We start from the raw sequence: 7,603 nt of genomic DNA, 5'->3' as shown, positions 1-7,603 counted from the left end.
AAGCCCTATCGCAAGATCAAGTCGCTGAAATTCTGGAACTCAATCAGGCCGGTGGCTTAGGCGTCCGCGCGTATACCTTCGACGGCGATACCCCAGGCGACGCCCGCAAAGCGGTGCGCACTCGGGGCGATATCGTTGTCTCCAACCCCGACATGCTGCACCAGGGGATCTTGCCCCACCACACCAAATGGGCTCAATTCTTCGAGACCTTACGCTTTGTCGTCATCGACGAATTGCACACCTACCGCGGTGTCTTCGGTTCCCATATGGCGAATGTCATTCGTCGGCTGCGACGAGTATGCCGCTTCTACGGACCCGATCCGATTTTCATCTTGTCTTCTGCCACGATCGCTAATCCCGCCGAGCTCGCCGAAGAGTTGATTGGCGGTCCGGTAGCCGCGGTGACAGACAGCGGTGCACCGCAGGGGCAAAAGCATCTTCTCCTCTGGAATCCGCCGGTCATCAATCCCGACCTCGGTCTGCGTGCCTCTAGTCGCTCGCAAGTCACTCGTATCGCGAGATCAGCTCTGGTCCACGGACTGAAAACCATCGTCTTTGCTAACTCGCGGCTGATGGTCGAAGTGCTGACCAAGTATCTCAAGGATGTATTTGATCGGGATCCGCGCAAGCCATCGCGGGTGAGGGCTTATCGGGGCGGCTACTTGCCGACCGAGCGGCGCGCGACCGAGAAGGAGCTGCGCGCCGGCCGCTTGGACTGTATCATCACGACGAGCGCGCTGGAATTGGGTGTCGACATCGGTGCCCTGGATGTCTGTCTACTCAATGGCTATCCCGGCACCATCGCCGGAACCTGGCAGCGGTTTGGACGGGCCGGTCGCCGCCAGCGGGCAGCACTCGGGGTCTTGGTCGCAACCAGTGATCCCTTGGATCAATTCCTGGTCCGCAACCCCGATTTCTTCATGGGCAGCTCCCCCGAGCATGCGCGGATCGCACCCGATCAATTGCTGATCCTCATGGACCACGTCCGCTGCGCGGCCTTCGAGTTACCGTTTAGGGACGGCGAGCCGTTCGGTCAAGAACCGCTCGATGAGCTCCTGGCTTATCTCGAAGAACACGGGATCCTGCATCATGAAGCGCCTCAATGGCACTGGATAGCCGACAGTTTTCCTGCCAATAGTGTGAGCCTGCGCTCCGTCGCCGAGGGTAACTTCGTGGTGATCGATACGACCGGCGGCAAGCAGGAGATCATTGCCGAAGTCGACTACTCCAGCGCACCGATGACGATCTACGAAGGCGCCATTTATCTCATCCAAGCCCAACCCTGGCAAGTCGAACGGCTCGACTGGGAAGGACGCAAGGCCTTTGTCACCCGTACGCAGGCGGACTATTACACCGATGCGATCGATTATACGAAACTGAAAGTCCTGGACGAATTCGAGCAACAAGAGCGTACACATTCCGCCTGTGCTGGTGGCGAAGTGCATTTGGTTAGGCGTATTGCCGGTTACAAGAAGATCCGCTATTACACGCACGAGAACATCGGCTACGGCAAGATCCAGTTGCCCGATCAAGAAATGCACACGACCGCTGTTTGGTGGCAAATAGACCCCGCGGCGCTGGAAGCCGCCTTTCCCGCCCGGTGGCAAGCTCTGGATGGATTTCTCAGCGCCGCCTACGCCCTCCACCACGTCGCGGCACTGCTCACGATGTCTGAACGGCACGATCTAGGACGCTCGGTCGGCGATAGTCAACACACGTGGTTTGCCGTGGCGGGTCCGGAGGGACGCGGACGGGCGCAAGCCTTCGATGGCGGGACTATCGATATCGAACAATCAACACAAGCCTTCTTACCCACGGTCTTCCTCTATGACAACCATCCAGGCGGCATAGGGCTATCCACGCCGCTCTATGATCTCGGTGCGACGGTCGTCACCAAGACCCATGACTTGATCGCCGCGTGTCCCTGCGATTATCACCCGCACTTCCACTCCGGCGCTCGCCCGTTCGGACAAAGCCTCTGCGAATCGTTCACCGATCTCGCCAGCCCAATAGATATACGTCTCGAAGGTGATGGATCGCTCGGCCCCCTCAATCGCCTCCAACATCGCGGGAAAGATTTGATCGCCGTTGAGAAGCGTTTCCACCCGGTTGCCCTCCAGAATCTGGGGACCGAGTAGATGTCCGACCGCGCGGCGAAACTGCGGGCTTCGGACCGCGTACATGTGCTTGATTTCGAAGTCGGGATCTTCCGGGCTGAGCATCGGGATATCGCGCACGAGAGGTGCGGAACATCCGGTGGCGAGAAACATCGTGAGGAGAAGAGCAAAGCCGCGACGCGGTCTCGGATTCTGTGTGGAGAGGATCATCAACGGCTGTTCTCCCGAGTAGGTTGCAGGTTCCCCGTTGAAGGTGTCACCCGCCGCGCAGTGCGCGGTCTCGTTCAGGCTACCGACGCAGCCGTAATATATCGGACCTATCGGCAAACGCCCCGAGTTCTTAAAGGTAAGACTGGAACGAGCCTCAGCCCGTATAGAAACGGTAACGCATGGGGTCTGCCTCAGTCGCGTTATTCCACGGCCCAGAGACAGGAAGACTCTTGGCCTCCTGCGACTATACCGTTCAAAACCAACGTCTATTCGTACTTCCGGCTGGTGAGAGCAGCTGTGCCGCACTTGAAACCCGGTGCCGCGATCATCGCTACGAGTTCGATCACTGGGCTAGAGGGCTCGCCCAAGCTACTCGATTATTCAGCGACCAAAGGTGCGATTAACGCGATTACCAAAACGCTGGCTCAGAACTTGGTCAAAAAAGGGCATACGCGTGAACGCGGACGCGCCTGGGCGCGTCTTCCTCCGTAGACTTCCTTTCAAGGTACGCGTTCCGATGCGGGTAACGCCCGAATCGGTCAATGATCGCTTTGTGCGTGAGCTCGAACTTGAGATTCCCTTCCAACCTCCGCTCGCTGAAAAGCTTGAGCGCCACCTTGTGGATTTCGGGCGACTCGCTGTGCATGAAAGGCATATACAGAAATGCCTTCTGCTGGGCGCTCAAGGCGCTATGCGCATTTGCGGCGATGGCCCCTTGCGCCAGGCGGTTCTGTCAACTCGAGTCTGATCGTCCATAATCCTGGCATGAACCGTCGATCAAGCTATCGTGGTTATCGCTTCCCACCCGAGATCATCAGCCATGCCGTGTGGCTATACCATCGGTTCACGCTGAGCTTCAGAGACATCGAAGATCTGCTGGCTGAGCGAGGGGTCATCGTTACGTATGAATCCGTTCGACAGTGGTGCATGAAGTTCGGTCCGAACTATGCTAACCAGCTTCGCAAACGCCAAGGGCGATTGGGGGACACGTGGTTTATGGATGAGGCGGTGATCGTCACGGTCCAAGGGGAACGCCGTTATCTCTGGCGTGCTGTTGACCAAGACGATAACGTCATCGACATTCTGGTTCAGAAACGTAAAGACAAACAAGCCGCGACGCGTTTCTTCCGTAAGATGTTGAAGCACCAAGGTCGATCGCCAAGGGTGATGGTGACCGATAAGCTGAAGAGCTACGCTGCGGCGAGGAGAGAGGTCATGCCATCGACTGTGCACTGCCAAGATCGCTACGCCAATAACCGAGCGGAAGCCTCACACCGACATACGCGCCAACACGAGAGGCAGATGAGGCGATTCAAATCATCCGGACAAGCCCAACGATTCCTGTCTGTTCACAGCCAAGTCCACAACCTGTTTCGCGTCGGCCGTCATCTTTTAAGGGCGTGTCATTACCGCCTGTTCCGTGAGCGCTCGTTTTCGACTTGGCAAGAGGTGACTTGCGCCTGCTGAATCGGTAGCTGAACCTAAACCGCAGCCGAAAATAAGCTACGTTCGATAACTTTCAAAGCCCAATCCCGATAGAGCCGTGCTCAACTCCATCGATGGGAAGCGACATGACTTCGTCCTCAGCCTGTTGCGCGCTAAGGTATAGCAGCGGGAGGTAATGGTCTGGCGTCGGGACCCTCAGGCGCGCGTCTTCGCCAAACGTGTACACATCGATAAGAGATCCGTGCTGCCGGCTAACTAGGCAATCGCGCACCTGGTTATTGAAGCGCACCGCCCAATTAAAGAGTAGGGCGTTCTCTGCCCAGTTCATGAGGTGGAGATTGTGTCCGCGGCAGCTTGTTTAGCACGATTCTGGATTTGGACCGTACGAGCTTTATAGTCTATCTTTTTGTACTTTAGCAAGAAGTTACCCATACTTTCCTTGGGTTGACCTTAACCATGACTGCATTTTCATTTTGAACATGACGACTCTTCGCCTTCTACCGTCGCTGCTCTGTGCGATGACTCTGCTCGCCGCCTGTCAACCAATCATCCCACCCGCAACGCAGGCTTCAGTGAACGTTCCCGAACGGCTAAGGGTCCCGCCGGGCCGCTCCGTGGTCCTTGAGGCGCAAGCCAGAGGTGCACAGATTTATGAATGCAAAGTCAGGACGGACAACGGGCAAGCGTTCGAGTGGTCCTTGAAAGCGCCAGACGCCAATCTCTTTGACTCGGGAGGTAAGCGCATCGGGCACCATTATGCCGGCCCCACCTGGGCGGCCGCCGACGGTAGTAAGGTCATTGGCGAGGTTAAGCACAAGATTGATTCTCCGAGCACATCCGCCATCCCCTGGCTACTGATTGCTGCGAAATCCAATGAAGGCGAGGGCATATTCGGTCGCGTGAGATGGATACAGCGCATCAACACCGTGGGCGGCATAGCGCCCTTGAACGGCTGCAGCCACACGGAGATCAGCAAAGAGGCCCGCGTCGATTACACGGCGACTTATATATTCTACGCTTCGGCCCGCTAGGCTACAGGCGATTCAGGGGCGGCCTTCATGCAGCACAGCTGCCGAAGTGGCCATCCAGGAGACCATTAAGGCGTGCCCTGGTTCAGGCGAAGCCCGCGCGCTCGCTGCGCTTCGTGGCCTTCGTCAATGAGGAGCCGCCGTTTTTCTATTGGGGCAAGATGGGCAGCAGAGTTTACGCCAAGGCGGCCCGCGCCCGGGGCGAGGACATACGACTGATGATCTCCCTCGAGATGCTGGGCTACTACAGCGAGGAGCTGGGCAGTCAACGCTACCCGGCGTGTTTGGATTCTTCTACCCAGACCGGGCGAACTTCATCGGCTTCGTGTCCAACTTCGACTCCCGTCGCCTCACTTGCTGGTCGGTTGTCATAGGCTCCCCTACCTTGGAGGAGAGGGCGTACCTGACCCGGCAGCGAAGCCCAGATCCGATAAATCTAATTGTCGTCACCCGAAAAATTTAATTGTCCCTGAACACCCGTACCTTATTCTCTCCGCCGCACTTAAAAAATCGTCAGAATGAACGATATGTACATTAGGAGCGATTCACGGCTCAAACAATCGCAACCTATCGCGATGAAGATTTAATCCACGCCGCGATATTACACGCGGCGCTATGACCCCCAGGATTTAGCCTAGTACCTGCTATGTACGATGTCGAATTGATACACGTCGCCGATATCCTTCAGTGGCTGACGATATTCTTTACGCTGTTGGGATTTCTTCCTCAGCTGATAACGCTGCGCTTGACGAAAAACAGCCAAGGAGTCTCTCTGAGTGCATGGATCCTGTGGGCCGTTGGTAGCAGCATGACGCTCTTCTATGCCCTGGTGCATTACTGGTTTGAAGGCTGCTGCCTGCCGCTCGTCATCACGACTGTTTTTAACTGTGTGCTCAGCCTCGTGACGCTGGTGTTGATTATCCTGCACCGGCTCGCTCCATGTCACCCCTTAGCGGTCGGGGAGATAGGTAAGAAAGAAAGTCATCCAGATAGCGTTTAAAGCGCAACCGATCACCAACAGGAAGAAGCCGATCAGCTAAGGTCAACCTGCGAAGGGCCTCCGGGGTCGTACCCCACCATCTTGACCCCGACGAATACGAACCCCCGTTGAAGCTGAAGGTAAACTTTGAACCAGGGCCCGGCTTAGTAATATCCGACGAGGCGAAGTACCGGATTCTTTCCGATTCCCCATCGATTTCGCTGATTCGTAGCACGTCTCCCTCTGGCGTTTGCGCGTAGTTGTATCCGCCAACTCCTGCTGACTTTTCGCGCAACCAGAGCTGCCGGTATTTGTGCTGCCCATTCGCTTTGGCGTACCAAAGGATGAAGTCGGCGGTGGACGGAAGAGCGTCAACCGACTCAAGCCCCGTCGTTTTAGCAACGATTAGAAGCTGAATGAAGCTAGCAGAGCCAAACACCTCATCCATCACCGCCCGGACCCGATGAACATTCTCATCACCTATCTGCACGAAGATGGAACCCGACTCGGTGAGCAGATCGCGGGCGACGGTTAGCCGGTCGCGCAGATACGTTAGGTAGCTATGAATGCCGTCGCGCCAGGTGTCGCGGAAGGCTTTGACCTGCTCCGGCTCGCGGGTGATGTGGTCGGCCTTGCCGTCCTTCACGTCGCGGCTGGTGGTACTCCACTGAAAGTTGCTGTTGAATTTGATGCCGTAGGGCGGGTCGAGGTAGATGCACTGCACCTTGCCGCGCAGCCCCTCGCGCTCGGCGAGGCTGGCCATTACCTGGAAGGAGTCACCGAGAATCATGCGGTTCGACCAATTCTGCTCGTGCTGGTAGAACTCGGTTTTGTCCACGCCCTCGGGGATGCCGTTGAAATCGCCAAAGAGGTCGATCTGCGCACCGACTTCTTGCGCGCGCTGCTCGCGAGTCTGCTTGAGCAGGTCGTCGATGGGCACCTTGGGGTGTACCTTCTCCTGGATGTAGAGCGGCGGGGCGTGGACGACGAGATCGCTCCAGTCCTGCTCATCCTTGCCGCGCCAGACAAGCTGCGGATCGAGGTCGCGGTTACGCCGCTCGTAGGCCACGCGGACGGGGCTTTGCTCGTGCTTCCGCATCACCGACTGGTATTCGGCGGTCGGGATGTTTTTGCGCGTGGCCTCGTCGTGCTTGAGCGACTCGACCGTTTTAATGGTGGTTGGCTTTTTCGCCATGGCTACGCCTTTTGTTTCGCATGTCTAGCTCAGTTTCTTCCTGATCCATGCCGGGCGCCGGCGGCAATCGAGGACCGCATAGACAAGGGCTGTCTCGTTCTCAACCCGGTAGTAAACGGCGAAGGGAAATCGTTTTGATAACAGGCGATGGTATTTCCCGAAATGTATGGAATGGACGCCGGCGCTGATGATCAGGGAATCGATATCGGAGTAAAGCGAGTCAAGGAAATAGGCGCCAACCCCCTCGGCCTGACTTTCATAGAACCGGTAACCATCGATCAAGTCCTGACTGGCCGAGGCGAGTATTTTGATTTTCATGAAATCTTGTTTTGGATATTCCTCTTGGCGGCGTCCCAATCTTGAAATTCATCGTCCCCGCGCTTGTGCATTGCGTCCCGTTCCGCCAACACTTCTTCATGCCAGGTCGGGGAAGACACGCTGCCCGTCTTCCGGCATAAATCGTCCCAAAGCGATTCCATCGCCTGAAGCTTCTCTTCCACGGACATTTTGTCCAACGGTATCGTGTTCGCCATGATGCCTCCTCATGTGTGTTGCTACTATTTGATTGACTAGATTACTCCGGGCCGAGCCGACCGGTATACGTTTCGATCATTTTACTGAACTCGGC

General features: G+C 56.7%; 8 protein-coding genes and 3 pseudogenes. 5 read left to right on the top strand and 6 right to left on the bottom strand.

What is annotated here, in order from left to right:
- Together M3436_17915 and M3436_17910 are read left to right on the top strand one after the other, a co-directional pair.
- The coding region (locus tag M3436_17915; GenBank protein MDQ3565890.1) for a DEAD/DEAH box helicase at nucleotides 1–2,138 on the top strand (2,138 nt) is incomplete at its 5' end.
- A gap of 441 nt (nucleotides 2,139–2,579) precedes the next feature.
- A pseudogene (locus tag M3436_17910) lies at nucleotides 2,580–2,811 on the top strand (SDR family oxidoreductase).
- Here the strand turns inward: M3436_17910 and M3436_17905 are convergent.
- A pseudogene (locus M3436_17905) lies at nucleotides 2,764–3,051 on the bottom strand (DUF924 domain-containing protein). The pseudogenes M3436_17910 and M3436_17905 sit on opposite strands and share 48 nt — an antisense overlap.
- Before the next feature lie 41 nt (nucleotides 3,052–3,092).
- Between M3436_17905 and M3436_17900 the strand changes: the two are divergent.
- The gene (locus M3436_17900; protein ID MDQ3565889.1) at nucleotides 3,093–3,794 is read left to right on the top strand and encodes an IS6 family transposase; all 702 of its coding nucleotides are present in this window, start codon (nucleotides 3,093–3,095) and stop codon (nucleotides 3,792–3,794) included.
- A gap of 52 nt (nucleotides 3,795–3,846) precedes the next feature.
- Here M3436_17900 and M3436_17895 read toward each other — a convergent pair whose 3' ends face one another.
- The gene (locus M3436_17895; protein ID MDQ3565888.1) at nucleotides 3,847–4,101 is read right to left on the bottom strand and encodes a hypothetical protein; all 255 of its coding nucleotides are present in this window, start codon (nucleotides 4,099–4,101) and stop codon (nucleotides 3,847–3,849) included.
- A 151-nt stretch (nucleotides 4,102–4,252) separates the two neighbouring features.
- Between M3436_17895 and M3436_17890 the strand changes: the two genes are divergently transcribed.
- On the top strand, nucleotides 4,253–4,804 hold the full coding sequence (locus M3436_17890; protein ID MDQ3565887.1) for a DUF3455 domain-containing protein: 552 nt from the start codon (nucleotides 4,253–4,255) through the stop codon (nucleotides 4,802–4,804).
- Between the two features lie 113 nt (nucleotides 4,805–4,917).
- Nucleotides 4,918–5,175 (top strand): hypothetical protein, encoded by a 258-nt coding sequence (locus tag M3436_17885; GenBank protein MDQ3565886.1) that lies wholly within the window; start codon nucleotides 4,918–4,920, stop codon nucleotides 5,173–5,175.
- Nucleotides 5,176–5,435: 260 nt separating this feature from the next.
- Here M3436_17885 and M3436_17880 read toward each other — a convergent pair whose 3' ends face one another.
- From M3436_17880 to M3436_17865, 4 genes and pseudogenes are all read right to left on the bottom strand, one after another.
- Nucleotides 5,436–5,729, bottom strand: coding sequence for a hypothetical protein (locus tag M3436_17880; protein MDQ3565885.1), 294 nt, complete (start codon nucleotides 5,727–5,729; stop codon nucleotides 5,436–5,438).
- 316 nt (nucleotides 5,730–6,045) lie between these two features.
- Nucleotides 6,046–6,975: pseudogene (locus tag M3436_17875) on the bottom strand (site-specific DNA-methyltransferase).
- Nucleotides 6,976–6,999: 24 nt separating this feature from the next.
- Nucleotides 7,000–7,293, bottom strand: a complete 294-nt coding sequence (locus M3436_17870) for a type II toxin-antitoxin system RelE/ParE family toxin (protein MDQ3565884.1) — start codon at nucleotides 7,291–7,293, stop codon at nucleotides 7,000–7,002.
- The gene (locus M3436_17865) at nucleotides 7,290–7,508 is read right to left on the bottom strand and encodes an addiction module protein (GenBank protein ID MDQ3565883.1); all 219 of its coding nucleotides are present in this window, start codon (nucleotides 7,506–7,508) and stop codon (nucleotides 7,290–7,292) included. Before M3436_17865 ends, M3436_17870 begins: the two co-directional genes overlap by 4 nt.
- Nucleotides 7,509–7,603: the final 95 nt, after the last annotated feature.

It is taken from the genome of Pseudomonadota bacterium (assembly GCA_030859565.1).
GTDB lineage: Bacteria > Pseudomonadota > Gammaproteobacteria > JACCXJ01 > JACCXJ01 > USCg-Taylor.
Note: the sequence above shows the minus strand (reverse complement) of the source record. Positions and strands in the feature narration are given on the sequence as shown.